This is a genomic window from Robertmurraya sp. FSL R5-0851, from assembly GCF_038002965.1.
GTDB lineage: Bacteria > Bacillota > Bacilli > Bacillales > Cytobacillaceae > Robertmurraya_A > Robertmurraya_A beringensis.
This window is the reverse complement of the sequence record NZ_JBBOOE010000002.1, coordinates 22456-46125: the sequence shown is the minus strand read 5'-3', so window position 1 is coordinate 46125 and position 23670 is coordinate 22456. Positions and strand designations below refer to the sequence as shown.

General features: G+C 37.1%; 24 protein-coding genes. 2 read left to right on the top strand and 22 right to left on the bottom strand.

Going from position 1 to position 23670, the window contains the following annotated elements; all coding sequences use genetic code 11:
• Positions 1–136 precede the first annotated feature (136 nt).
• From MKX65_RS24420 to MKX65_RS24340, 17 genes are all read right to left on the bottom strand, one after another.
• A complete protein-coding gene (locus tag MKX65_RS24420) occupies positions 137–2350 on the bottom strand; it encodes a CARDB domain-containing protein (protein ID WP_340906485.1) in 2214 nt (737 codons plus the stop codon).
• A gap of 87 nt (positions 2351–2437) precedes the next feature.
• Positions 2438–3331: a hypothetical protein gene (locus MKX65_RS24415; protein WP_340906484.1), complete on the bottom strand. Its 894-nt coding sequence runs from the start codon at positions 3329–3331 to the stop codon at positions 2438–2440.
• A 735-nt stretch (positions 3332–4066) separates the two neighbouring features.
• Positions 4067–4564 carry a peptidase M23 gene (locus MKX65_RS24410; protein ID WP_340906481.1) on the bottom strand — a complete coding sequence of 166 codons (498 nt, stop codon included), beginning with the start codon at positions 4562–4564 and terminating at the stop codon, positions 4067–4069.
• A gap of 11 nt (positions 4565–4575) precedes the next feature.
• Positions 4576–4953 carry a hypothetical protein gene (locus MKX65_RS24405; RefSeq protein ID WP_340906478.1) on the bottom strand — a complete coding sequence of 126 codons (378 nt, stop codon included), beginning with the start codon at positions 4951–4953 and terminating at the stop codon, positions 4576–4578.
• A 62-nt stretch (positions 4954–5015) separates the two neighbouring features.
• Positions 5016–5192 (bottom strand): hypothetical protein, encoded by a 177-nt coding sequence (locus tag MKX65_RS24400; RefSeq protein WP_340906476.1) that lies wholly within the window; start codon positions 5190–5192, stop codon positions 5016–5018.
• Between the two features lie 26 nt (positions 5193–5218).
• Positions 5219–5374, bottom strand: a complete 156-nt coding sequence (locus MKX65_RS24395; RefSeq protein ID WP_340906473.1) for a hypothetical protein — start codon at positions 5372–5374, stop codon at positions 5219–5221.
• A gap of 182 nt (positions 5375–5556) precedes the next feature.
• Positions 5557–6474 carry a hypothetical protein gene (locus MKX65_RS24390; protein ID WP_340906471.1) on the bottom strand — a complete coding sequence of 306 codons (918 nt, stop codon included), beginning with the start codon at positions 6472–6474 and terminating at the stop codon, positions 5557–5559.
• A 14-nt stretch (positions 6475–6488) separates the two neighbouring features.
• Entirely contained in the window at positions 6489–7472 is a 984-nt protein-coding gene (locus MKX65_RS24385; RefSeq protein ID WP_445677962.1) for a hypothetical protein, read from the bottom strand.
• On the bottom strand, positions 7465–8985 hold the full coding sequence (locus tag MKX65_RS24380; RefSeq protein WP_340906468.1) for an ATPase, T2SS/T4P/T4SS family: 1521 nt from the start codon (positions 8983–8985) through the stop codon (positions 7465–7467). The genes MKX65_RS24385 and MKX65_RS24380 overlap by 8 nt, the downstream gene beginning before the upstream one ends.
• 16 nt (positions 8986–9001) lie before the next feature.
• Positions 9002–10162, bottom strand: a complete 1161-nt coding sequence (locus MKX65_RS24375; RefSeq protein ID WP_340906464.1) for a ParA family protein — start codon at positions 10160–10162, stop codon at positions 9002–9004.
• Positions 10163–10180: 18 nt separating this feature from the next.
• Positions 10181–10945, bottom strand: coding sequence for a hypothetical protein (locus MKX65_RS24370; RefSeq protein ID WP_340906462.1), 765 nt, complete (start codon positions 10943–10945; stop codon positions 10181–10183).
• A complete protein-coding gene (locus tag MKX65_RS24365; RefSeq protein WP_340906460.1) occupies positions 10942–12468 on the bottom strand; it encodes a hypothetical protein in 1527 nt (508 codons plus the stop codon). The genes MKX65_RS24370 and MKX65_RS24365 overlap by 4 nt, the downstream gene beginning before the upstream one ends.
• A gap of 254 nt (positions 12469–12722) precedes the next feature.
• Positions 12723–13307, bottom strand: coding sequence for an HD-GYP domain-containing protein (locus MKX65_RS24360; RefSeq protein WP_340906459.1), 585 nt, complete (start codon positions 13305–13307; stop codon positions 12723–12725).
• 12 nt (positions 13308–13319) lie between these two features.
• A complete protein-coding gene (locus MKX65_RS24355) occupies positions 13320–14276 on the bottom strand; it encodes a hypothetical protein (RefSeq protein WP_340906458.1) in 957 nt (318 codons plus the stop codon).
• On the bottom strand, positions 14276–15139 hold the full coding sequence (locus MKX65_RS24350; protein WP_340906456.1) for a S1 RNA-binding domain-containing protein: 864 nt from the start codon (positions 15137–15139) through the stop codon (positions 14276–14278). Before MKX65_RS24350 ends, MKX65_RS24355 begins: the two co-directional genes overlap by 1 nt.
• A 238-nt stretch (positions 15140–15377) precedes the next feature.
• On the bottom strand, positions 15378–16034 hold the full coding sequence (locus MKX65_RS24345) for a helix-turn-helix domain-containing protein (protein ID WP_340906454.1): 657 nt from the start codon (positions 16032–16034) through the stop codon (positions 15378–15380).
• A gap of 31 nt (positions 16035–16065) precedes the next feature.
• Positions 16066–16557 carry a restriction endonuclease gene (locus MKX65_RS24340; RefSeq protein WP_340906452.1) on the bottom strand — a complete coding sequence of 164 codons (492 nt, stop codon included), beginning with the start codon at positions 16555–16557 and terminating at the stop codon, positions 16066–16068.
• A 169-nt stretch (positions 16558–16726) separates the two neighbouring features.
• Here MKX65_RS24340 and MKX65_RS24335 point away from each other — a divergent pair, with 169 nt between their 5' ends.
• Positions 16727–16930, top strand: a complete 204-nt coding sequence (locus tag MKX65_RS24335; protein WP_340906450.1) for an alpha/beta-type small acid-soluble spore protein — start codon at positions 16727–16729, stop codon at positions 16928–16930.
• Between the two features lie 41 nt (positions 16931–16971).
• Here MKX65_RS24335 and MKX65_RS27185 read toward each other — a convergent pair whose 3' ends face one another.
• From MKX65_RS27185 to MKX65_RS24315, 5 genes are all read right to left on the bottom strand, one after another.
• On the bottom strand, positions 16972–17130 hold the full coding sequence (locus MKX65_RS27185) for a DUF4275 family protein (RefSeq protein ID WP_445677961.1): 159 nt from the start codon (positions 17128–17130) through the stop codon (positions 16972–16974).
• Positions 17109–17432, bottom strand: coding sequence for a DUF4275 family protein (locus MKX65_RS24330; RefSeq protein WP_445677969.1), 324 nt, complete (start codon positions 17430–17432; stop codon positions 17109–17111). Before MKX65_RS24330 ends, MKX65_RS27185 begins: the two co-directional genes overlap by 22 nt.
• A gap of 179 nt (positions 17433–17611) precedes the next feature.
• Positions 17612–17854: a hypothetical protein gene (locus tag MKX65_RS24325; RefSeq protein ID WP_340906449.1), complete on the bottom strand. Its 243-nt coding sequence runs from the start codon at positions 17852–17854 to the stop codon at positions 17612–17614.
• Between the two features lie 66 nt (positions 17855–17920).
• Entirely contained in the window at positions 17921–20674 is a 2754-nt protein-coding gene (locus tag MKX65_RS24320; RefSeq protein WP_340906448.1) for a type IV secretory system conjugative DNA transfer family protein, read from the bottom strand.
• Positions 20664–21995, bottom strand: coding sequence for a replication-relaxation family protein (locus MKX65_RS24315; protein WP_340906447.1), 1332 nt, complete (start codon positions 21993–21995; stop codon positions 20664–20666). Before MKX65_RS24315 ends, MKX65_RS24320 begins: the two co-directional genes overlap by 11 nt.
• 1248 nt (positions 21996–23243) lie before the next feature.
• On the opposite strand from MKX65_RS24315, the gene MKX65_RS24310 reads away from it, so the two are divergent.
• A complete protein-coding gene (locus tag MKX65_RS24310; protein ID WP_340906446.1) occupies positions 23244–23669 on the top strand; it encodes a hypothetical protein in 426 nt (141 codons plus the stop codon).
• The last annotated feature ends 1 nt before the right edge of the window (position 23670 follow it).

Below are 23670 nucleotides of genomic sequence, written 5' to 3'. Positions count from 1 at the left end.
GGAATCATTAAGTGGTTATCTATCAATTATCCAATATGTATATTAATCTATTCTTAAATTTATAAGGTACACTATTATTTTATCATGAAATGTTTAAGAAATATAAAAAAAGCAGATGTATACATCTGCTCCAATCTTAAAATCTTCTGTGTATCCTGAACGTTTTAAAGGAATCTGAAATTATCTCAATGTATACTGTTGTTTTTTTTACAACTCCATTTGAGTATTGAACTTCAAATTCAAAAGCTGCAGGTCCAACCTTTAAGTTCTTGGGATATTCGAGGAAAGTTACATCATACAATTCCCCTTTATAGAGAATATTTGTTTGATAGTTTAATGGCACGGAAGTATTAACAAGTGATTGGTCTGCTCGACTCGCTTTGAGTGTTGCTTTCACGTAGTTTGTCGGATATGGCGAGGTTTCTGCATCCAGCAAGAACTTTTCCCCACTATAAAACTGGTTAGGTTGATTTCCCTCTTTTAAGTGCTGCTGTTTCCAAAGTTCCGTATGGTTAACGTATCCATTAATAATTAAAGGTTTAGAATAGAACCATGTAGAGGTTCCAATTTCATCGTAACCATCATTGACTGTTGTTCGTATATCGTATCTTCCAACCTCTGTGACAAATGAATAACATTGCTCGACTCCACTTGCAACATTTGTTCTTGAAAGAACTGTGGATTCTGTTCCATTATCCTTTTTAATAAAGATCTTCACCGTTAATGGGTTGTTATCTTCATCTTGTGGTCTAGAACAGACTTGTACGGTATCGCCTTCATATACATCAGTTGGAGTATAAGTGAGATCAACGGTTGGCAACGTATTAACTAGAATAGTTCCCTGTTTAGTATTATCAGCATCCGTTTCATTGGTTTCAGCAATCACATTATTGTCATCCACCTTAAACATAAAAGTTCGATTGCCAGATGTCTCAGCTGTAAAGGTATAGGTTAAGGTCTGGTCGCTACCAGAATTATGCGACGGTATATCTAGTTGTGTTTTACGATTTCCTTGTTCATAGAAACCAACTTTATAAGCTCCTACATTTAATTCACCGTTATTGCCTGCTACCATAGAGGCTTTATATTGTCTTCCCTTTACTAAGTGTGTTACTGGAGAATTATTCGTGTCTGTTATTGTTATGGTTTTTGCTGTAAGGTTTGTTGAATAAACTGTTCCCTCGTACTCAACCTCTACATCCCATTGGTCGGAAGTGTAGTACTCATCCCAATGGTCAAACACCTCTTTTGATAAAGTACCCTCATAAGTCGCTGTCCCAGTATAGTCTACTATGTAGTCAGGAAGAGCAAAAGTTCCAGAATAAGCTTGTCTATACTTACTTACTGGAACATTTAAATCGTAGTCAATCCAAACCCCACGTCTGTACTTGTTAAGCTTTCCGCTTTCTGATTTCCAATAATAGGAGCCATTGGAATATTCTAAACGTGATGCTTGTAATGGCCCTAGACTTGCATAAAAATCAGCGTGGACAACTCCTGGTTCATCCCACCCATAGGCAACTAATCTTACATCAGAGGGAGAAAGACTTCTTGGCAACCCATAATATCGGTCAGGAGCCTCTCCTGGCATTGGATCAGTCCAGTTCCCTGCATAATAAGAAGTTGCGTTATTAGACATAAATCCCAAATAATAGTTTGCCGCCTTATCGTACCAATCCGATCTACCCAATGAACGGTACCTAATCCACATTTTTGTATTCTCAATGGAATATAAACCACCGCTTTTTGGAAGTGAGTAGGATACGTTTTGGCCAGTGGCACCATCATAATGAGTTCCATTATATGTAGTAGGAACAGGCGCTTCACTAGCAAATTCTCGATAATTAGAATCAGTCCAATATTGAGTCAGGGAAGCAGTTCTGCCACGTGCCCAATTATCTGTCCATGAAAGTGACACCCTTGGTATATTCCCGCTGTACCCATCCTCATTGATCCCCAGCCAGTAAACTACATCTTCATCGTGCTTTCTACCATATATATTTGAGTAAGTTTTGGTAAAAGTTCGATACTCAGTACGATAAATAGCATCCTGATGATAGTCCTTTTGCTTTGGGCGAAGAATGATTCGTTTTGCAGTAAGTGTTCCTGTAAATCCTCCATCATTATATTGGTAAGTTGATGGATAGTTTCCATAATCGCTGTTAGGATAAGAAACAATTTTAGGATCTTCCCACCTCATATATTTATTGATTGTTCCAGAAGGAACAGAAACCTTTCTTGATTCAGCAGCCTCCACGGATGGAGGTGCGATATAATCAAAAATGGTTGAACACAACAATAAAGAGGCAAGAGTTGATAGTATGACGTTTTTCAATTTTCTTGCTTTCAAAAAATGATCACCTCTTTTTGATAAGTAAAACACTCGAGTCAAAAGACTATGAATGAATATCATAGTCTTTATCTTCCAAAGTTCTAGTTACCAAGTTAAATAGATAACTCCACTTCTTTTCATTCCAGATGTGCTTCCACTTTGCGATGTAATTTCACCCGCTAAAAGTGCATTTACTACAGTTTTCATATCAGAGTAGCTTCCTCCTACACCTGTAGCACCTTTCATAGAAGCATCCATATCTCCTCCACCTAAAGAAGCACTAAATGTGAGAATTCCCGGTAAAGTGCTAGCGATTTGTGACCCTCCTCTAAGAATGAGGACAGAAGAACCGTCACTACCAGTTGTATAACCACCAGGTAACGCATTTTGAACAGCAGTCTCTAATGAGCTTTTAGCTGGTTCAGTTGGCTGGCTAGGCGCTGGTTGGCTTGGAGCTGGCTGACTTGGTGCAGGCTGGCTCGGAGCCGGTTGACTTGGTTGTGCTGGCGCTGGCTGACTTGGAGCCGGTTGACTTGGTTGTGATGGTGCAGGCTGACTAGGCGCTGGTTGACTTGGTTGCGTAGTCGTTGGCTGACTTGGTGCTGGTTGGCTAGTTGTTGTACTAGGTTTTGTCTGAGTAGGTGTTGAGTTACTTGTACTAGGCTTATTAGCTGTAGAAGTAGTTGTATTTGAAGTAGATTTATTTGTAGTCTGAGTTGATTTTGTTGCTGTTTGGTTATTAGAAGCAACAGATTGACTACTTTCTTTCTTATCTTCTTGAGCAACCGCTCCACTTTCTGTAGTAGTATCCTCTTTCTCTCCCTCTTCAACTTTTACCTCTTCCTCGGTTTCTTCTATTGTTTCTTTCTCCTCTTTCTCTGCTTCTTTGTTTTCCTCTACTGTTTTTTCCTTATCTTTCTCCTTATCTACTGCTTCCTCAGTTCCACATCCTGATAAAACCAACATTCCTAACAGTAGAAAACTTAATAACTTTTTCATCATGATCTCCTCCAACGATAATTAGTATGTAGACAACAAAAAAACGGCTCGTTGGAGCGGTAAAAAAGAGCATAGTAAATAACACTATGTCTTATATACCTGGCCCCAAAGAACCGTTACTTTAAACACCCGCTAACCTATAAGGTCGCAAAAAAATAATAGAAAGAAAATTTGATACTACTATTATAACGGGTATTTATGCGCGATACAAGGAGCAACACCTATAAAAGTACAGTTCTTTTAACCTATCATCACTTTAAAATAATTATATCATTAATTAATTCATAATCAATTAAAAACCTAAAAGAACCATAGATTTCTCCATGGTTCTTTTAATTTAATATCTTCTATGAAATTGGAATCCTTCATAGAGTACATCACCTATGATCTGTATTTGTACCTTATCTTGCTTAATAACTCCATTCGAGTATTTAACTTCGAAAATAAAATCTTTTCCCTTGTGTCAAAGATGTATTAGATTCTTGGAAGATTTCCTCATAGAGTTCCCCTCCAAACACAAGTGGACGTAAATAGGATAAAGGCACAGATTTAGTATAGATGGTTTGATTACTTAATAGAGCATTGTTTAACGTGGATTTCACGTATTCAATTGGATAATTAGAAACGTCTGCTTCAAGAATAAAGGTTTCCCCAGAATAAAATTGAGAAGCCGGATGGCCTTGCTCTTATATCATATATTAATTCACAATCAAGTATTCGGTTACCTGTTCTTAATTACTTTATATATTCGTAAACCGCTGCTTGACGGATATAGGTTGTTCCACCTTTAAACCAGCGGGGACTTTCGGTAGTTAGTACTGCTATGACACTTGGTCCATTGACTGTTTCCATTATGTCGTAATCATTATTTATATAGGTATATGGATACGTACGGGTAACTGTATCATCAATAAATTCTAAATGAGAGATATATAGGTCATTTTTAAAGAAGGAATTACTAGTCGGAGTATAAACATAGCCCGCACCTGTATCAAGGTGTAGATTAGATTTTAAACTCTCTGATAAATTATATATCGCTAAATCTTGATTAAAAACGATCCGTCCATTAGCCATATCAATCGGAGAAATAGCTAGAGCAGCATCATGAACAGCTAACTCTAAGGCATTTTTTATTTGTCGAGTAGCAGTTTTATCTGAGTCTAGGTTGATTTGCATTTGAGTAATGAATGCAAACAGCAAAATAAACAGGATCGTTCGTAATGTTGTTGCCATATCAACAACTCCTAATTAATGTATTCACTAAGAATTTTCGTCTCTTTCTTAAAAGTAGATGGAGCTGGGTCAAAGATATCTAAAATAAAAATAAAACCTCTTGGTGCTTCAATGCTTGCTGTTAAATATTGATTTCTTGGTGTTAAAGTTTGGGTTGCACTAATGGTGATCTTATCTGAATCAAAATTATAATTATCCACTAGAGTAGAATTCATTTCGTTAATAATTTCTGGGGTAAATCTACCTTCAATGGATGCTTTTTTTGCTCCTTCCGTAAGGACAACCTCAACAGCCTCTCTGTGTAAACTATCGACGTAAGTAAGAATAGGAGCAAACATGATATTAATTGCGATAAAGAGAGTCATCCACTCTCCTAGAGTCTTAGACATACCCTATCCTCCTTTATTGGGTAAAGAGGGGGATGTTTCTCCTCCCCCTCTTTACTAAATCATTAGTTGTTTGAGTTTACACCAGCACCAGTTGGTAAGTTTTCACTCATATTTGTAATATCTGTTTGATATTCATTTGTTTCAGATCCAATCATGTTGTAACCAATAAAGAATAAGAAGGCAGAAATACTGATTACTGTGATCCCGATTTTTAAGAAAGTAGATAATGTTTGATTCATTTTTTGTTTCCTCCAATTTGGTTGTTTTAGTTTTTAAATTTTAGTTGATGCTCCGTTTTCATCATATCTTCGTGATGAGTATTCTTGCTGTTTAGTGCTTCATAAACTGTACCGAAAAGTAAAAAAACCATAATTCCGGCAACAGAAGCAATAACCATAAAGGTTGATAGAGACTTGTTCATTTGAGATTCCCCCATCTACCCGCTTTGGGTTATATAATCGTCAACATCACCTGAAAGATCATTCATTACCACGTACATGGCACCGAATATGAAAGCCGAAATGGTGACTGCGGTTATAGCTATCTTCATAAAAGTGCTTAACGAACTATTTATTCGACTCACCCCCTTTCGAGTAAACTAGGTTACATTCTAGAAGTTTTTAATATCATTGAAACCATGGTAACGACCACTACTAAGAAGTTCAAAATAATTATGAAATGAGTCGCCTTAATGGGTATTCCAAGCAGGTCTGTAGTAACTTTTCTTTTCCTTCGGTAGTTTTCAATTTGGGATTTAACGAACATATTGTGCATTCCTCGAAGATGGCCAAGAGCCGTTTCTCTGCTCACATCATCAAGATTTTTTATCACTCCGATAAGAGCATGGGCTTCTTTAGAATTCAGTTCATCTCCAAATTTATCTAATGCTACCTTTGGTCCTTCACTATTACTCCAATTTGTTAAAAGAATCGTAAAAGGTTTCTCTAAAACATCAAAATATGGCATTATATTTCTCAACACGTTGTATGTATTGAGTTTATTAACATTCATCATCTCAATTTCATTGATTAATAGGTCATAAAGCATGAATACTTCAGCATGTTTCTTCGCATTGTGATAATCAATGACACGCTTCATCGTATAGACAAATAAAGAAAACGGAAAGCTAGGAGAACCAAGTAGACCAACTACTAGAATTGCTACAGCAGCTATCATAGTTTCTCTGGTTGTTCCCCCATTTATAAGGACAGGACCAACTACATAATAGATGAAAAGAAAAAATACAAATCCACCTAAAAAGAAATAATACCTTGTCCCTGTTAAACCTAACGGATACTGAGCTTTACTTAACCACTCCTCCGCTTTAGAACTCTTTGTCCCTTCAATCACCTTTTCTTTGCTTTTAGCTATACTGGTACGGATCCTTATCCTGTGTTGAATTCTCTCAACATTCGAAGTCAACCCTGTATACACCAAAATGCCTGCTATAGACGAAAGGATAATGGCCACGATATAGATGATGTAAGGTAAAATTTTAAACAGCATTACTTGACTAGCCATAACGTACTCCTTTCTTACAAGTCATTTTTCGGTCTCTTAAGGAAGACAGAAATAATTAGAGAAAAAACAACCCCTATAAGAGATAACGAGAATAATAAAATGGTCCAACTGGTTCCAAACTGTAATTTAAACCAATCCTGAGCTCCTGATGTAACGTATCCGAGTACAAGTGCAAGGAAAAATACCGGTAGAGTAAGATAGCCATTATATACATGGTCTAATGTTTGTGAATGTTCTTCTTCAAGCATTTCAGCAGTCTCTTCCATTTGCTTGTTTAATACCATAAGAGCATTTAAGACTTTCTCATTATAAAGATAGGATTTTAGAATAATACTACCTAGGCGCTTACTCCAACTGGTTCCAGCTGTATAGGTAAATACCTTAATAGTTTCTTTTAGCTCTTGTTCATTTCTAGAAACTTGCAAGTCTGAAATAAGTTTGACAAGAACCTTTCTTAATACAGGATTCTTCACCGTTTTTTGCGTTTCATTTAGTGCATGGTACATATCGTAGTGCATGGCATTATAGTTTTGTGTTAGTTCTTGCACGATAGATAAGAACTCTTCTCCCATTGCAAAGCGAATGTTACTTAACCTCATTCGTAAGAATAAGTAAGGGATCATCGACAATAAGACTCCGAATATAACGGAAACCAATATATCTCCAAAGGAGATAAGGATAAACATTCCGACTGATACCCCAAGCAAACCAGATAGAATTAGGAAGGCTGTCACATCAAATTCATTTCTCTCTTCTCTAGTTGTTCGGATTAATAAATTCAAATGCCTGAGAAAGCGATTATTATATTCCGTACCCTTAGTAACAAGGGTTTTGCTTTGAATTTTCCTTATTCGATAGCGGTAATTCCATTGCGTGTACTTATCCTTCAATGGAGCGAGCATAATGTTTTTGGAAGTCCATAATGTTATGACAATTAGAAGTGCATAAAGGAAAAAGTTGACTCCTATTTGCCAAAACCAAGTCGTTAAATCATCCAATTTCATCATCTCCTAGCAGGTGGTCTACAATATGATCTTTTATCTTCTCGTAGTCAGACATAGGAGAATCCTTCTCTTTCCACTTCAAATGATTTAAAAGAATCTTTGTATCTTCCAAACTTTCATCAGCCATCAACTTCAATAGATCACGACTAATCTTTGATGAGTAATAGTACTTATCTGTAAGAGGACTATAACGAATAAGATCTTGTGTAGAATGTTTACGGGTTTCGTTGTTCCAGATAATCTCTGTTACACCGATCACTCTTTTTCTTCTTCGGTCTCTATCCGCACTCATGGTTACAATAATGTCGATGTTACTTGCTACACGCTGTAATTCATTATCAAAGTTTCGGTTAGGAAACTCATCTAGAATATGTCTCGTGATCTGAGGAACCACATTTTCAACAGTAGTTAAGTGGTAGGTCGATACTGCTCCACGTTCTCCTCTCTCACATGCTTGCAAATAACCTTCTGTTTCTAAGCTACGAATCTCCCCAACTACTATGTAGTCATGTTCCATACGAAGAAGTCTTGGTACCGCATGGTGTAAATCTCCCTCTTTGGCTTGGATTTCAAAGATTAATCGTTCTGGAAACTGTTGCGATAATCCTAACTCAAAGTGTTTCTCCATGACGGCTGCAACGAATGATGAATCTCGTTCTCGAATCATCGTTTTCATAAAAGTAGACTTAGCGGATCGAACACGACCTGCGAAAATGGTATTGGCCATCGATCTAGCTAAGGCTCGGAAGAAAGGAATATCATCTGTTAAGATCGTTCCACGTTGAGCCTGTTCTTCCAGACTCATGTTTTGAACAACAAATCGTCTAAACATGATATAGTTTTCTTTTCCTCTTGGTTTTTGTATCATCGTGATACGAGAACCATCTTCACGCTCAATTTCTAGCTCCGGAGTTTGCTCATTAATTACTGCATCCTTGATACGCATAGTAAACGCACGTTTAATTCGTTCAACCGCTTCAAGACTCTCGAACTCTTCATTTTGTTTCTTAAACTGTCCGTTTTCATCAATCCATAATTGTTTGCCACGAATAACCGCTGCTTCACTAAACGGGAGCTTGTCCCATTTATGAAGTATGCTCATACCCCATACTTCATGAAAAATTGCTTCTGCTAGAGAATCATAAAAAGATGGGTATTCTTTTGTTGTGATGTTATGTTTTCGAAGTACCTCGTTAATTTGATTGATAAAGTACGACATAGCTTCTTGGTCTCCGATAACCGCTCTGTGCTGACGGTCTAACCAACTATCTTGGTCTTTAAGAGCTAATCCATCTTCCGTTTGATTCTTTTTGCTGTCTGCTACTCCATCAATAATGATGTGGTCTAACTCTTCACGAATGGTTTTGCAGATTTGTTGGAAGGATTTCTTTCTCGCGTAGGTTGTGACGAATTCAGTTTTTAAACCCTTTTCCGCTACGATCTTCGCAAGCATATCAGAGGTACTAAACGGTTTCTCAATTCCTAGTTCTTGTTCTAGTTGTTTCAACGCTTATCCCTCCTCTTTACTTGAATATGCTCATGAAGCCTTTGCGCTTTTCTCTTGTTCCATCTAGAACCAGTTCTTTTTCTTTTAATCGACACTCAGAGATGATGAGGTTCGATAGTAAATCAATATTTTTTGTATAGAGAGACTCGCTTGAATCATATAAAAGTCTTTTTTGAGCGGATGCGATTGTTCCTAGCTCCCCCATATCTGGAATGGTAACTACTCTTGTCATATTTAACTCTTCTTCGAGTGCTCGTTCATTAATGAGAGTGTTAGCTGGTTGGAATCGATTTACCACCAACATAAAGTCTTCTGACTTTCCACCGATTGGTTCAATTAACTGCTGATAGACATAAGGGAAGTACCCTCTGTATCCTTTTTCTTCTTGAGTAGCCACTAAAAACTTTAGATTACTAGATAAATAAGACTGAATCGTTGGTGCTGTATCAAAGTGAGTGCCAGCATCAATAAGAATGACATCAAATATCTCTTGGGCGACTTTTATAAGATTTTGAATCTCATGAGGCTGAAAGAATCGTTGCATCTTAATATCCCGATTACCAGCTAAATGATAGAAGGAGCTCTGTTTACTAACGGCTTCTTGTAGTCGAGCGGGTGATATACTCCCTGTTTTAAGGTCAATTTTTAAATCGTTGAGATATTGACCGTTATAATCGTAAAAGTAATCCGCGGGGTCCCAACTGTTTAAACTGAGAACCAAGACCTTTTCCTCTACCCTTTGCGATAGGGAACGAGCTACGTTTAGAACCGTCGTAGAAACACCTGAACCGCTATGAGTACCAAAGAATCCAATTAATCTTTTGGAAAGGAAACTTTCACGATCAGTCAATTGATTCATGATTTCTTCAACCGTTTGCTCCCAAGTATTGTACTCGCTTAGCATCTTCACTTTATGCGCAGCACATAAACGAGTAAGATTCCTCATGATTACATCACTATTGATGGTGTGAGGTTTAAAGAAAACCGGAGTTTGAGGATACTTCTCCCTCAATGTAGGGAGTTGATGAATATCGAATATTTCACCATCCAGGATGATTGCTCCTAACTCAATCGTTGCATCCTTTACTTGGTCCCAAACAAGACATGTGGTGACTTCTTCATGCTTATCAAACAACTCTTTATACATGGAATTTTTAGATATAATCGCAATCTCCACTTGAATTCTCCTTTCTTATTATTGATAAGTGATATATAGTTTGGATCCTTTCGTAAGAACCTCAGTCATAAGCTTTGTAAAATCTTCTTCATTTAAGATAAGTTCAATGTCACTGATTTGCGATGTAGCATTTAAGCGGCTATCCGTTTTTGTACCTTCCTCAGCAGCAACAACCTCTTTGTTTCCTGAGTCCTTTACGTAAGCTACACGAACATTCTTTAGGAAGGGCTTTGTATTCATAATTTGCTTTTCTTCAATAGGAGTAGTAGCTTCATCGGTTGTATCAGTAGTGGTATCTGTTTCTTCAGAAGAAACTTGACTAGGGCCGCTTTGCATAAAGCTTGCTGTTCCATCTGGATTAACTAAATAAATATCGATAATGTCTTTCCTTCTCAACGATCCCGGTTGGGCATAAATCATATCTCCTGTGATTGGACGAATGGCTTCCCCTTCTGCAGCATCAGGAACCATTAAGTCGTAATCAATCATCTTTTCAGATACCATCGAGTTACCTAGTAGATCTTGTTTAGCGTCTCTACCTACAATCTCTTTCAACTGGTCTGCGTAAATGACGTCTTTGATTAAGGTATCTTTGGCTCGTCTTTCAATAATGAGTTTATTTTCTGTAATTCTTTCGGATTTCTTAATCTCCTCACCCGGCTTAACCACGACCACCTGTTCACTGTCGATTCTTTCTTTAATATAGAAGTCATAAGTGAAGATTAAACCAATGGTCGCAAGTGATAAGAAGATACCCGAACCTATTTGAACTGCGGGTTTCATATCTTTTGTTCCTCTCCTTCTGTAAGTTTGCTCTCTTTCTTCTCAATCGTTATGTTCTTATTAAATAATCCCTTAAATAGCCCTGTTCCCTTACGGTGCTTTTTTAAGAATTCTCCAGGCAGGATCTCCTCTAACAGCGGTTGAAGGTGTAATTCCATTCTTTTTTGGCTCTCTTTATACTCATTTAGAAATTTCCCTTCAAGCTGAGCCTGAAAAACTTCTTTAACTGGAAAAACAGGAATACTGGTTATGATTTTGTCCTTATACATATCTTGAATCAGCGCACTTTCTAAAGTTGGCTTATCAAAGCGGTTGCCGATAATGGCAGATTTCTCACTGGATAACTTATCTCTCATGAAGGAAATGCGGTCATCTTTTGTTTCCTCAAAGTACTGGATAAACGGAATATCTGGTTCAAAAACAAAGTACACATGGTCAGCGATATCAAACACATCTTGGAAAAGTTCATACTCCCAATCCGTACCTACATCCATAATGGTTACAGACGAAGAGGAGGAGAATAACACTTTGATTAAGCTTTCAAAAGCAACTTCATCTTCTTGGTATACTGGTTCATTGGTTGGATGCTTACAGATGATATCCACGTCAAATTTATTCCAGTCAAAAACACTCTTTACCTTTGGATCAATGTACTTGCTAAACTGATAAAACTTGCTACGATAATCAGATGCATGTTCCGTTCCAAAAAAGCGGTCGTAGGTATAAGCATTTGAAAAAGGGCTTTCCACGTATGTAGTTGGTACTCCCATTTGGGTCAGCGTTCGTGCTAACAAATGAGAAACGAAAGTGCTTCCGCTACGCTGTATGGGACTCCCTATCATGACTAGTTTCTTTTTTATTGGAATACCAACGATTTTTTCCGTATGGTTATGAACCTGAACGGTATAATCTCTTTTAATTACGTTCTTATTAACTACCTTTTGGACAACCTTTTTCTCGATTACCTTTTGAACGACTTGCTTTTCTGTCTTTTCTTTTCTGTCTTTTTTAGGTGAATCTTCTTCCGCCTCTTCATCTTCGTTTACTTCCTCTTCCGCTACTGGAATAGTAGTTGTATGTGGAACAATGGAAACGAGAAACTTTTCTACCTTGGCAAAACGAGGTTTATCCTTTAATTGTTGGATAAATTCGTCTAAATCAAAAGCATTGCTATTGAAGATATCAAGAATCCCCATACTAACCAGAGAAGAAAGGAAAGGATCACCTTTTGGTCTTTCGCATAAGAATACTATTCTTATGGAATCATCATATTCAACCCTTAGCTTTCTAAAGAAAGTAGCTAGTTCTTGTTCCTTCATTTCGTCTCTTGTAAAATCACTTTCTAGATAGTAGTCGTGGATTACCAGCATATCTGGCTTTTCCAATTCAACTATTTCTTCTAGAAACCGCCGGTGAAGCACTTCCTGGGAAGATAATGTGAAGTAGTCTGTATGTTGAGAGAAAGTTTCTGTGAGGATGTCCGTATATGATTTGTCCCCTACTGCAATAAGTACTTTCACCATGGTATTCACTCCTGAGAAACAAAAAAATACCCGAAACTCAACCTACCAAAACAGTCCATGTACAAGGTACATATGATTGCTTCGATAAGCGGTCTCGGGTATTTCCCGTTGTATATATAATTTGTCTTAAATTCCTATTTTCATATCCCCTAATCGCTTAGAGGATAATCTATAAAACATTAAAAAGGGCTGCTGTTTTTGTTAAAAAACAGAGCTATAGGCTAGTATTATAGTACCATTAAAAACATAGATATTCAAGTGCCATATTGTAATTGTATGGAATATCTTTGTTTTAGAAAACTAAGAAAATCCGTAACAAGTTCCGGGTCAAATTGTTTACCTCTAAGAGTGAATAGTTCTTGGATGACTTCTGTTTGAGTTCTAGGGATTTGATAGATACGACCGTATAACATAGTGTCGTAAGAATCAATAATTCTGATCATTCTTGCTAGTAGGGGAATCTCTTTTCCTATTAAGCCATAATAACCAGTTCCATCAAAATTTTCATGATGAAACTTAACTATTAATGAATACGTGTTTGGTAGATGTTTGAGTCCTTCTACAATACGCTCTCCATACTCGGTATGGAGTTGGATGTGCTTAAATTCCTTTTCGGTCAATCGATCTTTTTTATTGAGAAGAACATGAGGTATGTTGAGTTTTCCAATATCGTGCAAAACCCCGAGAATATAGACTGATTCTATATTCTCAAGGTTCAAATAAGATGCAAATCGATATAATTCATCACCTACTCTAAGGGAGTGTTGATAGGTGGATAAACAGTGGTTGAATAAATTCCCCGTTAATAATTGAGTATCTGTTAACATGGTTTTAGTCATTTGTTCACTCCCTTAGAAATCAATCTGAATCCGCTTTAGCTTCTCGCTTGTTGGGATATAGAAAGAAGTATTGAAACCAGACTCAAGTAAATCTTCTTCTACACATACCCATATTGGAAACGGGTATGTATCAAGCATTAATTCTTTGTGAAGCTGGTTGGCCACTGAGAGTGTTGAAGCAAATAGAATGACATAAGATGGATGATCAGGGAACTCTGATATAGGCAGTTCACCATATCGTTCATATATCTTTTTCCAATTGTAAAGACGGTCTTTAAAGTAACCAATAAAATCTTGTGTACTCTGTACCCGATCCATAATAAAATTCACATTACCTTGTGGAGTTTCAACAAGTCCGACTCCAAGAGGACGGTGATTTTTATGGTGATTGGCGATAACAGGATTCCATTTCCATTGCTTTAAAATTCTCATCTCTATCATGGTGCAACGCAGCTCATTTACTGACACATATCGTTTGATTCCTCCAATACCCAGAGCATCCCAACGATTCGCATCCATAAAGAATTCGGAGTTATAATAATGCTTTAGTAGTTTGAAGCCCGCCATTCCTAATGAATAAGGAGCGGGAGGCTTCACTGTCTCTTCTTGTCCTCTAATTCGGACCTTCCAACGATCGACGAAACCATATCTTCTCATTCGGTCTAACCTGGTAGAAGTTTGAGAGTGACTTAATTTAGGTTCTAAGTATCTTCTAAGCTGGTTTTCATTGGCGCAGATAGCGTCACCTAATACTTTTAAGATCATAAAATCATTCTCATCTATTAATCCCCTTGAAAGGTGTTCAACTGCACGTTCCAAGTTCGTAATCGGATAATACTTCTTCGGCAAGACCTTGCTACCTTTTAGGAAGGGGTGATCCCACAAGGGTAGTTCACCTTTTTTAGTGGTGTAATAGTTGGCTTCTAGATTCTCGTCAAAAGGAACGAGGTCTTGTGCTAATGTTTCCATTACTCAAACAAGAAAGCTCCTACGTCTTTGCGCTTCTTTTTACCCCTCGGATAACCGGTAATGACTACCTTTGCTTGACGCTTCTCTTTATCAATGCTGCGTACACGACAAGAAACGATATCACCAACGATTGGTTCCTCTAACTGATTTGGCTTAACCCCTTTCACTTCAAGGCCAACATCCAACTGAATGAAGATACCGTGCACTGGGTCAACCCCTGTTACTTTCCCTGCTACCGCACTGTGATGTTGAAGAGCTTCTAATTTCACGAAAGGATCTTCCAAGGTGTGTCTACGTGATACACGAATCATATTGCTTTCTTTGTTAAAGCGGATTACTTTTACTTTAATCTTTTCTCCACGCTGAACCTGTTCTTCGATTCTGCGACCGCGGTCCCAACTGTAATCACTCGGATACATCACAGCGTCTACCCCGTTAATACGGACGAAAATGTTACGGTTCTTTGAGTTGATTCCAGTAACTACTCCGTCAAACTCAAATGTATGTAGAAGTTCTGATTGCTCTAGCACTTCTAATTGGCTTAAGAATTTTGCCTTTTTCATCTCATCCGCTTGCTTGATACTTACAATCGCAACTTCTTGGTCTAAATCTAGATTCGTTACAATAAATTCTTGCATTGTACCAGCAAATCCATTTAAAGAGCGGAACTCATGTGCAGAGAACTCGTCTGCTGGGCAATAAGCAGTTACTCCATTTTCTAACATAAGGAAAGCAATTTCTTTGTCTTTAATCATTGAGATAGAGGTAACAACACCACGAACAACCTCTCTGTCTCTTTTAAATCTTGCTAGGTCTTCTAATTGCGTATCGTTAGACCATGATTTTATTGTTAATTCAGCCATTGGTAATTCCTCCTGTATTTAAATATGCTGTAGAATAAACCAATAACAACGCAAAAAGACCCCAAAAACCAGAGCAGTCAAAAGTGACTACTCCGTTTTTGGGGTCTTCCCATTCTCGTTATTCATTTATTCGTTCATTAATTCTTACCTAGAGTGTATAACACCCTTACGAATAATTCAATATCAATTTTTGTATTTACACTAATATAGTCCTATGAAAGTAAGCGTAATAGAATGTTCAGTCTGATTGTTTAAAGCCCTTATCCCACTGAATCTTGAATCTTTGCAATGATTCTTGATTTAGCAACCATTTCCCTTTAATTTTTAATGCTTCAATTGTGCCGGTATTCACCCAGTTTGTAACTGTAGTTTTACTTACTCCTAATAATTCTACCGCACTAGATATGGGTATTGTGTACTTCTCTGGTGAAGGAGCTATCCGGTCTTCAAAGTCCTTAACGTTTGAGAAACTTTCTAAAAGCTTATCAATCTCTTTTACAAAGTTTTTAAAGTTTATGATCAAGAGCATAGGAGCAAGGTCAATTAAAAACTCTCCAGTATAAACTAGCTTTTCTGCAATTACGTTTCCTTCTTCATTCGTGGTTAATTTTAAATGGTCACAGTAAATATTTAGTTCATTTAAGAATTCAAAGTCAACTTCACAACCATCTTCAAAAGAAATGACATCTGGCAAATAGAAACGTAGATATTCTTTCGAAACGAAAATATATAAACGCTCTTGATTATAAGAAAATACATTTTCAGGTGAAATGATAATGACAGCTTCATCTTCTTTATCATCAAAGGGTGTAATTTGTGATGTAAAATCATATTCTAGAAAATTGTAAAGTGTACTTAGAATAGATTTTGTTCTTCTCTCTATGTAACTGTGCATTTAAATCACTCTTTCCTTTCATATAAGTGCATTACTCAGCTATTCTGCTTGATGAAGAATTAGTAGAAATCAGGAGTATCAAATTAACCAACTCGTTACGGTCAAAAAGCTTAACACCTGTAGAATCAGCTAATTCCATCGCTTGGGATGAAAAATAATTATTTGTTATTACCCAAGCTTCTTTTGCCTTATAGTAGGTTCTAGCTGAATTAATTTCTTGAACAGCTTTAATACCCACTTTCCTCTTATACCTTTTGGCTTGAACCACAACGCGTTCGCTTCCCTCTAGAATTAGGTCTGCTCCAAAATCATTTGAACCTGGGGTAATTCTTACCTGGTATCCGTATTTTTTTAAAAGGATAGATAGGTAGTGTTCAAACTCTACCCCTGTCATTTCATCAATCTCATTAATTCCTGCCTTACTCAATTTTTCTTCTAACTCTAAAAGAGCCTTATTTCTTTTCTGTACGTCATTAATCATTATTAATATCGTCATTAAGACGATGATAACTGCAATCAACATAAGAAAATCTAAAGCTGGTGAATTAAATATATCGGTTCCCTCCTTTGCTTTAGGTATTTAAAGATAAATTGATTATCCCATAACTTACCATGTGAATGGTACGAATAATTTAATCTTCCTTTTCCATGATAATAGTGTACTACAATGAAATAATAGGAGATGAGCAATCATGGCAAGAAGCAACAATAACAATCAACTTTTAGTTCCAGCAGCAGAACAAGCACTAGAGCAAATGAAATTTGAGATTGCACAAGAGTTTGGGGTACAGCTTGGAGCCGAAACATCAGCGCGTGCAAATGGATCTGTTGGTGGGGAAATTACCAAACGATTAGTACGCATGGCTCAAGAAGCCCAAACGGGAATGTTTCGATAAAAATAAGGCCCGCTTAAGAACACAGCGGGCTTGGTTTACAATTACCTCTCTTTTTTAACAAAATATGGACCCAACATTTCCTTTTCATGGGTTATTACGTATGTCCAATTAAACTTGGTATCAACTACGTACAAATCCTTTTCGTCTATATCCTCTTCAAATTGCAGGTCACTAGCTTTTAAGTCTTGTGCATTCTCCAATATATAAGCATGGTCTGAGTGTTGAAAAAAAATATAGCATGATTTTTTTCCACTAGATTAAAAGCTTCATCCGCTTGTTTGTTCTCCAAGCATCTCAACCTTTCATAACTAAATACATGCCATAAGAAACCACATGCACCATCTTTATCGTCATATAGGTAAATAGATTCCTTTTCAGATGTACTAAGGTGACTGACAAAGGTGTCTTCCCATGCCTTCCGTAAACGGGGGCCCCATTTAGGTTCCTCGATAACAATCACATTTTTTCGTTTAAATGCATTTAATAAATTCACATTCTTCATCCTCATTTAATATTTAGTCTCCGTGAAAGAGGAATAGCTTTCACCTTCCTTTATTCACATTGATAGCAGGATCTCTTTAATTTAACAGCGCCCTTATTTAATACCCATAATAACAGTATCGTGATAAAGATTGTGCGATGTCATTAAAAAGACTCACCTAAATCGGTGAGTCCAGTCGTTTACCTTGCTATGTCCTTAATACTATCTTTATTTTTATATTTGTTTTGTAACTGAATATCATCTAAATAGTACTGCTGAATCTTTTCCAATGCTATCTCCTTTGCCATTTCAGGAGTATTGGCGTAACACTTATCTACAAAGAACAATTCATCCTTAGCAGTTGCTGCGAACTCATTACCTGCTAGATAAAGCTTGACCTTTACCTTCTTCATATTGAATCTACACTTTTTGATCTTATTCATTTGTTTCTCCTTTCTTTAATACCCCTCATCCATAGGGATACCAAATCAGTTATAACCTATTTTCGATTAATCATCAATTTCAGTAAATGTAAGGAAACCGCTCTTTCCTTGTTTAGTTTGCTCTTTTGCAGATGCTACTTCCTCATGCGTAACTGATTCTGGTACGTGAGAGGTTGGTTCACTAGGTTCTACTTCCTCAAGAGACTTTAACAATTCATCTTCTAATTGCTTTTGCTGTGAACCTAATTCTGTAACCGCAGCTCTCCTTTTAGCTAAGTGATTTATAGGAGAAGGAGTTGAACCCTTGTCTGATTGAACCACAACAGGAGCGGATACTTCGGCATCTTTTGTTACACCTCTTCCCTTTGAGGGTTGAGGTGTTTCTATATCTAAATGTGATAAGGACTCTTCCTCGATAGTAGATAATTCAGATTCTAACGTCTTCTCAAAAACCATAGGTTCCTTTTCTGGTATCTCCTCACTCTGTTTTGGTAATACCATAGGTTCAGGTTTTGATGGTCTCGAATAAAGAGAATCAAGATCAACAGGTTGCTCTTTTCCTGGGAAGACAAGTAGAGGTTCTTTCTCAACAGAATCTTCCTCAATTACCTCTTCCTCCTCAAGAACCTCAAACTCTTCTAAAAGCTCGGTATCCTCTTGAAGCACAATTCCTCTACGATTCTCTAACCATATGGAAGCTGCCTCTTCATCAACGTATACTACCGCTTCTTTAAATTCATCCTTAGGAACAAAGTTTGCATCGATTTGTACCACAGGGACAGGCTTATTCTCCGCTACGATCTTAACAGCACACTGGAAAGGCTTTTGGAAAATGATATCGTTTGGTGATAGAATCGCTTCTTTTGCCTTTGTATATGTGTTACCCATACGAAGCATCGGCTTTTCTTGAAGTGGACTAACCGCTTGCTCTTGGATTCCTTCTTCAAACTTTTCCGCTTCACCAAAGATTTTTGAAAATAACTGAGCATCAAAATCAGGAATATCTCCGTATACCATTTTGTGTCGAAGGGTACCTAACAAGGTGTGCATATACGTTTCCCCATATTTATCTGCTAATTGTGCAATGGTCTGAGCAACAACGGTAATGATCGTCTTATACTTACGCGACTGAGCTGGAAATTCACGAAATGGAGCGTAAATGTAATCAGGGAATTCGTCACAGATTATATGATGAAACGTCGATGTATTTGGCTTTCTTCTAAATACAGCATTTTGTAAACTCAGAAGCACCAATTTCCCTAGAATGTTCGATAGACCGGCCATCTCCCCCTTAGCGGTGTTGACTAAGAGTACGCCTCCGGACTCTAGGTGTTTATCAAAATCAAAATCTGACTTTCCGAATAGTACTCTACGAATCAATGGGTTAGCCCCGATGTCGTTAAGAATATTTCTAAGTCCTTGAACATACTCTGCCTTGGCATCGTAGAATTCTTGTTGACCTCTATATTCCCCTTCTGGGATTAGTTTAGGAACATTTCCGCTACCTGCTCTCTCAGTACGAGGGAGAAGGTTTGAATCAAACCATTCGTCAATTTGCTTAACGATTGCCCAATGGTTTCTTTTGTCTCTATCTTCAATGTCATTAATGTTAGTAGGTATCTGCTTCTTTAATTTCACGTGCATGTTCCGAACAAGGTTTGAATTATCGTACATCTTTAATAACATATCAAACGTAACTTCTTGCTCAGGATCATGCAGCTTTAATAGATAGATATAATGCTTTAGATGGTTTCTTTCACTCTGTTTGAAGAAGTCATTGCCTCCTCCACCATCTTCCGCTAACCCTTCAATAACCATAGCAAAGGCTTCAGCTACTTTATCAACGGGTCCTTGCATTGGATTAATGCTCGGAGTGTTAGGATTCGTGGGGTCTATGTAAAAAACAGACTCTTCAGGTATCCCATGAGCCTTAACCAACTGAAAAGCTTTCTGACACAAATCGTTAGAAGGTTCAATAACACTTATGCCGTTTAAGTACATCCCCTTTACTTCTTCACTATCATAATCCTCTCGTTTATATAAATTTGGATAGTCATTGATGAAGCGGGTCATCCAGTGTAAGTCCTGATTAATAATAGGTAATACCAACGCAGCTGTCTTCCCCGTTCCAATCGAACCTATGATTATATTATTTAATGTACGGTCTCTCCCTGGCTGAACGATTAACTCTTTTGTTTCAGAGGAAGGACCAAGAACAACGTCCGGCCAATGTTCTTTCTTCTCTAACTTAAATAGTTTTTGCAAATGGGCATTCTTGAACTCAAATTCCCAAAATGCTTCATTCAAATCCTTTGAGTATTGAGAATATTGCCCTGCTAGCCACATCATACTTACCAAAGTAACAGCTGTAGGAATGAACATGATGGTAAGTAACAGCGTATTCGTGTCTCCTACAGCAACAGATAACCATATATTACTTACGTCCATAGAAGTGATCCGATTTCCTAGGTACGGCAACAGCGAATTATAAACAGGAGCGGATACCATCCATAGAAAGTAGAAGAGCATCCCTAGTGCCATATTGAGGAACCATGCAACTCGCCATTTTGGTACTTGAAACTTCTTGAATTTTGTACTGACTAACCAGCCAACAATTAGTACGAGTGCGGATAGCCAATATCCTATTCGACCTGGTGAAGTTGGATCTCCGAATAAGATGAACATCGGAATCACACCCATAAACTGTCCAACCATTAAAAAGAAATAGTTGAACATCGCTCGGATGGTTAAGAATACAGATACTGTTCCTAAGACCGATACCGTTATTAGCGGCAATTTAGGAAGTAGTTTATCCTTCATACAGTGAACACCTACTTTTCTTTAACGGTTTAGTAGAACGATAGAAAGCAGCTCCGCTTTTCCCGTTTTTATTTAATTGTTGTAACGAAGTGAACAATATTTTTTTGAGGTTCCATCTCTCCCCTAATGTATCTGTATAGAGTTCATCATCAGTGGCATAAACAGCAAGGACTTCATCTATTTCTCTGCCTAGGAGGTTATTCTCTACTACGTAATTTAGAAAAGATAATTCATCCAATGATTTAACACTGCCCTCATCCATTACCTTCACTAAGACTAATTTAGAAGTCCCCTCCTTCTTCTTAATTATCAGTTGTTTATCAGCATACATGGCTTGCTCAATATTAGGTGGATAAATCTCACCCGGTTCTACTTCAACCACTTCATCCGCCAAGCTACGATTCACTCGGAAGGCATCAACGATTTTTGTTGCTAGTTCCGAATGGTTCATATAGTTACCTGAAAGGATGTCATAAGCCACTTTCCCAGAACGACTCGAGGACACCACGTGAAAATGGAGATTGGGTACCAAGTGTGCACTCACTCTCATAATGTAATCCTTTAGTGTACCAACTCTTTTACTCCGATCTTTAGGTGGAGATTTTACATAGCAAAGAATATCATCATCCTTAGAATCGGGAGGCACAATGAGTACATGGTGGTCAATGCTCTCCAAACCCTGTTCTACGTATTGAACATATCTCTTTACCTTTTCTATAATGGCCTCTGAAAACTCGGAGCCCGTATCGGACTCGATATTGAGAATAGCCTTTTCACTAAAGACGATCCAATCTGGAATGACCATTGGGGTTAATTTTGCTCCAGGAGTAACATGCTGTTCCATCGCCTTTACTTCTTCTTGATTGTTATAAGGTAATTCAGATGGTGGGATCGAATCAAAGGTCGAAAACCCCTTTTTCTCCGCTATTAACATTAATCGAATAATGACTTCCCTTGTTCCGAAGAAATGGTCAGCTGTGGCATGCTTTGGTATCTTTACATTTTTATAGTTATAGGATGGAGTTACAACTACTCCCTCGCTCTTCAATATCTCTAACCCATTCTTAGCAATTCGAACACATTTATAAGGAGTGTTACCGTCTGTATATGCTTCTGTAGTGATGATGTTTATGTTGTGCCATTTTAATAGTTTTTGGTAAATGGCCATTTCCTTATCCTGATACTTGTGGCGAAGAAAAAATTGAACCTGCGATAAACTTACTACCCTATGTTTCCAAACAAGATGAAGAAGGTCTACATCTTTGTTAGTGATCCACACTCTTTTGTTGTTAAACTGATAGATTCTTTTTGTATCTTCCACTTGTTCACCTCCTAAAACAAAAAAGCCCCTATTCAAACAAAGCTACACAAAATGTAACCTTGCATGAATAGGGGCGTCCCTTTGAATATGAATTTTCTATCAGAGTATACCACTTGGATCAGGGTACAATCAACCATTTGTTAGTGAATAAAAATTCGAGGAATACAAAGTTTTATTAGTGTACATGGGAAGATATTAGGGCTGATGCTCATGGGGAGAAACTTTATTTAGGGTACAAAAAATGATATTCAGAAATGAGACGTTTTTTGGGGTATATCCCCTGAAATGGAACAACCTTTAGGGAGAAATACTCAGCGTTTAGAATTGCCCTTCAACCATTGGTACAATCATAAAAAACTACTCAAGTGGTTTGAGAACTTCCATTTGAGCAATAATCGCTTAAATGAAACTGCTCAAATGGGACGCTATTATCTAGCTTAAAAAAGTAAATCATAGCAATGCCACCTAATTTAAAGGTGATGAATAAAAACGTGCATGAATTTATTGTAATTCTATATCTCAAAGAAATTAATCCATATTAAATTTTAGCTCTACCTTCCCCTCTATCCCCTACTCTCCCCATTTAAAGGCTCGTATAAATTACGGTCATTTTTCCACTTTTCCACTCCGATCGTTGCTCAATACTCTATACATATAGTAGCTGGGGGGATCTTAAAAACATCAACACTATATCTCCAGTTAATTAGAGAACTGACCAACATTAACTACGAAACTTTATTACCATCAAAGCTAAACTGCACTTGCTATCACTTTGTAAACCATGAAGACAGAATTAAAATAGAGCTCTTTTAATAGACACCAACACAAGACTCTACATATAGAGTCTAAACCACTTAAATATTGATAAGAAAGTGTAAAAAAAACTAAAAAACTCCATATTTAATAAGGTTTATTAATAGAGTCTATATAAAGATTCTATTAATGAATTTGAGTATAAAACAACTTGAATAAATTCAAGAATTTTATGTTCTACTTTAAAGATAACCCCCATATATAAACAAAAATGGCGAAAATCACAATATTAAGGGTATTAAGCTACTAGAAAAAGTGTTAAAACTCTCTAAAAATCATTATTAGACTCTATATATAGACTCTAAATAAAACCCAATAATATCAATGTTTATAGGGCTAACGCAGACGAAATTACGATGAAATTTTCAATAAAGAGTCTAGTATTAGAATCTATAATGCGTTATAATTAGAAAAAAAGAGAAAAGGAGGATAAACTTGGACAAGGAATTGCACTTGACATACGAAAAGAAACTTTTCCCTCAAGAGATGGTCCATTTATTCTGTGATCTTGTTCAATCGGATGAGACGACTAAAAAAATAATTCTCTTTATCGGAAAGTTAGAAAAGAAACGTACCAAAGGTGAAGAAACGATTACAGGTATAACAATTAATGAAATTATAGATAACGTACAAGTTGAACGTAAGACAAAAGATGAAAAGAAACACACCTATAAGTATGAAATTACTAATCTTCATCGAAAAACCACTGAGCAGCAAGTAGCAAAGTTGTTAAATATGTCTCTGTTATACTATGAATCTGTTAAACCTTATAAAATGCTTTACCTAACCCAAAGAGGTTGGCAAGTAATAGCTGAATTATTACATAGAGATAAACAAACTAAGGAACAAGGAGCGAAATAAA

Excerpts from the sequence above, each read along its gene's own strand:
- MKX65_RS24415 (WP_340906484.1), bottom strand. The coding sequence starts at position 3,331 with ATGAAAAAGTTATTAAGTTTTCTACTGTTAGGAATGTTGGTTTTATCA.
- MKX65_RS24410 (WP_340906481.1), bottom strand. The coding sequence starts at position 4,564 with ATGGCAACAACATTACGAACGATCCTGTTTATTTTGCTGTTTGCATTC.
- MKX65_RS24405 (WP_340906478.1), bottom strand. The coding sequence starts at position 4,953 with ATGTCTAAGACTCTAGGAGAGTGGATGACTCTCTTTATCGCAATTAAT.
- MKX65_RS24400 (WP_340906476.1), bottom strand. The coding sequence starts at position 5,192 with ATGAATCAAACATTATCTACTTTCTTAAAAATCGGGATCACAGTAATC.
- MKX65_RS24395 (WP_340906473.1), bottom strand. The coding sequence starts at position 5,374 with ATGAACAAGTCTCTATCAACCTTTATGGTTATTGCTTCTGTTGCCGGA.
- MKX65_RS24390 (WP_340906471.1), bottom strand. The coding sequence starts at position 6,474 with ATGGCTAGTCAAGTAATGCTGTTTAAAATTTTACCTTACATCATCTAT.
- MKX65_RS24370 (WP_340906462.1), bottom strand. The coding sequence starts at position 10,945 with ATGAAACCCGCAGTTCAAATAGGTTCGGGTATCTTCTTATCACTTGCG.
- MKX65_RS24365 (WP_340906460.1), bottom strand. The coding sequence starts at position 12,468 with ATGGTGAAAGTACTTATTGCAGTAGGGGACAAATCATATACGGACATC.
- MKX65_RS24360 (WP_340906459.1), bottom strand. The coding sequence starts at position 13,307 with ATGACTAAAACCATGTTAACAGATACTCAATTATTAACGGGGAATTTA.
- MKX65_RS24355 (WP_340906458.1), bottom strand. The coding sequence starts at position 14,276 with ATGGAAACATTAGCACAAGACCTCGTTCCTTTTGACGAGAATCTAGAA.
- MKX65_RS24350 (WP_340906456.1), bottom strand. The coding sequence starts at position 15,139 with ATGGCTGAATTAACAATAAAATCATGGTCTAACGATACGCAATTAGAA.
- MKX65_RS24345 (WP_340906454.1), bottom strand. The coding sequence starts at position 16,034 with ATGCACAGTTACATAGAGAGAAGAACAAAATCTATTCTAAGTACACTT.
- MKX65_RS24340 (WP_340906452.1), bottom strand. The coding sequence starts at position 16,557 with ATGTTGATTGCAGTTATCATCGTCTTAATGACGATATTAATAATGATT.
- MKX65_RS24335 (WP_340906450.1), top strand. The coding sequence starts at position 16,727 with ATGGCAAGAAGCAACAATAACAATCAACTTTTAGTTCCAGCAGCAGAA.
- MKX65_RS24330 (WP_445677969.1), bottom strand. The coding sequence starts at position 17,432 with ATGAAGAATGTGAATTTATTAAATGCATTTAAACGAAAAAATGTGATT.
- MKX65_RS24325 (WP_340906449.1), bottom strand. The coding sequence starts at position 17,854 with ATGAATAAGATCAAAAAGTGTAGATTCAATATGAAGAAGGTAAAGGTC.
- MKX65_RS24320 (WP_340906448.1), bottom strand. The coding sequence starts at position 20,674 with ATGAAGGATAAACTACTTCCTAAATTGCCGCTAATAACGGTATCGGTC.